This window comes from bacterium, assembly GCA_037131655.1.
Classification (GTDB): Bacteria; Armatimonadota; Fimbriimonadia; order Fimbriimonadales; family JBAXQP01; genus JBAXQP01.
This window is the reverse complement of record JBAXQP010000413.1, coordinates 1-1962: the sequence shown is the minus strand read 5'-3', so window position 1 is coordinate 1962 and position 1962 is coordinate 1. Positions and strand designations below refer to the sequence as shown.

4 protein-coding genes are annotated in these 1962 nt (G+C 45.4%); all 4 read right to left on the bottom strand.

Annotated features, from left to right (window positions below; translation table 11 throughout):
* Positions 1-169: 169 nt before the first annotated feature.
* Positions 170-643: a hypothetical protein gene (locus WCO51_13110; protein MEI6514192.1), complete on the bottom strand. Its 474-nt coding sequence runs from the start codon at positions 641-643 to the stop codon at positions 170-172.
* A 159-nt stretch (positions 644-802) separates the two neighbouring features.
* Positions 803-1069, bottom strand: coding sequence for a hypothetical protein (locus WCO51_13105; GenBank protein ID MEI6514191.1), 267 nt, complete (start codon positions 1067-1069; stop codon positions 803-805).
* Positions 1056-1394, bottom strand: coding sequence for a hypothetical protein (locus tag WCO51_13100; GenBank protein MEI6514190.1), 339 nt, complete (start codon positions 1392-1394; stop codon positions 1056-1058). The genes WCO51_13105 and WCO51_13100 overlap by 14 nt, the downstream gene beginning before the upstream one ends.
* A 200-nt stretch (positions 1395-1594) precedes the next feature.
* A partial coding sequence (locus WCO51_13095) for a tetratricopeptide repeat protein (GenBank protein ID MEI6514189.1) occupies positions 1595-1962 on the bottom strand: 368 nt, incomplete at its 5' end.

Sequence of the window (1962 nt, the reverse complement as noted above, 5' to 3'; positions counted from 1 at the left end):
TTTAATCTGCACTGGATAGCCCCGACTTCTAATTCATCGGGAATATCCAATTCAACCTCATCAAGTCCATAAATCACTTGCATTACTAATGTATCCTTTCCGATTTTCAATTTCGTTGGCGGTCAGCACTGGCCCGCATTTGCGGGCCAGTGCCGTTCCTTGTCGCTCCCTACCAGTCGAACTCGCCATGCGCCAGTTTTCGGCAATAATCATCTACCGCTTTGTGCGCGCGGTAGACGAGATCGAATTGATCGTCATCATCGGTGTCATCTGTCCAATTGTCGTATAACTCCTGTAACGCCTCGGCAACCTCGGCTTTTTCGGCTTCCTCGTTTTGGATGCGGTAGAGTTCGCGCTCTACCCAAACATCTAGCACTTCTTCATAGGGCGTAATGTCGCCCTCCTCCCGACCTTTAAAGTCCTCCCGCGCGAATTCTGCCTCACTTTCACGTAGCTCTGCGCGGAGTTCATCATCCGTCTTTTGATTGTCGGGAAGATACTCGGCTATCGTTTCGTGGATTTGCTCTCTGGTTAGCTCACCAGAATTCCATGCGCGACAAATCCAAGTCTTTCCGCCAATCTTGTATCCGGTCTCAATCTTATATTTTGGTAAGCACTTGTATTCACGAATTCGTTCACTCATTTTTCACTTTCCTTTTTAAATAATGTTATAAATATCCGGCTTGGCACCGACGACCACAACAAGTGACCGCTGGCATCCTCGTCGGCCCAAGTCCACTGGCAAGAACCGATGGAATTGGGCCGAAGAGGAATTCCATTTCCTCTGACTTGGCTACCTCATTTATTCATCTTCATCCCAAGCAGACTCATGGATTTGCTCCGTAACGCATTCCTTATCGCTATCAGATGGGAGTAATCCATCATCCCGATAGACATAGGCGACTACCTTATTGTCGTCGCCCCGTTTTATTGACACCGCTGTCTGGATTATGCCGCTTTCGCGCGACAACCATCCATCAAGACATTCAGGATGTTCTCGAACATGGTTCAACACCAGATCATAAATGAGGTCGGACAATGACCCTTCTACAAACCTAACTTCTCTCATAGTATCTTCTCCTATATTCTCGCACTGATTTATAATCATATTTCTTCCTTTCCAGTAACATATTTAGTTCTTTTTGAAAGCAATCTTTCTCAGACATACTAATATTATCATCGTTAAGCCATTTTCTTAGCCATTCTATTTTTTGAGCGAACGATTGGCTCTCCCATAAAGTTCTACCAGCTTCTAAGCTCTCTTCTCTTCCCTTATTGGGGAACAACCGTTCAGAACATTCTACGCAAACATCCTGTAATTTGGCGGGAACAGGTTCTTTACAATAGAAACATTTCCCTTGTGGTTCAGAATTCACTTTAATCAATTTAATCATTTTCTTCTTTCTAATAACCCAACCACCTAACCCCAACAAGGAATTAGGGGATTGAACGGAGTTAAATCTCTATTGTATAGACGACAAGTTTTCAGTTTTGGTTCAGTAGCCAGTGGCTCAAGGTCAAAACCTGTCGCTACTAACTTAGGCAATGCTTTCAGTAGGCCAAGCACTGGTTTAGTTGTCATTGGATTCCTCGGTCAAGTCACCATCCCGTGAAAAAAAGCAATGCCACTAGCTATATGCGCACTGGCCTTCTTCGGGTCAAGCCGAAACGCCTCTGCGAAGTCCGCACTAGCCATCTTATAATCACCATTATGAGCAAAGGCATCGCCACGAAATAAATACGCCCTGGTCATCTTCGGGTCAAGCCGAATCGCCTCTGTGTAGTCAGCACTAGCCATCTTATAATTACCATCCTGAGCAAAGGCATTGCCACGAGCTAAATACGCACTGGTATTCTTCGGGTCAAGCCGAATCGCCTCTGCGAAGTCAGCAATAGCCATCTTAATATCACCATCATGATCAAAGGCATCGCCACGCTCTAAATACGGACTGGTCATCTTCG

Excerpts from the sequence above, each read along its gene's own strand:
- WCO51_13110 (MEI6514192.1), bottom strand. The coding sequence starts at position 643 with ATGAGTGAACGAATTCGTGAATACAAGTGCTTACCAAAATATAAGATT.
- WCO51_13105 (MEI6514191.1), bottom strand. The coding sequence starts at position 1,069 with ATGAGAGAAGTTAGGTTTGTAGAAGGGTCATTGTCCGACCTCATTTAT.
- WCO51_13100 (MEI6514190.1), bottom strand. The coding sequence starts at position 1,394 with ATGATTAAATTGATTAAAGTGAATTCTGAACCACAAGGGAAATGTTTC.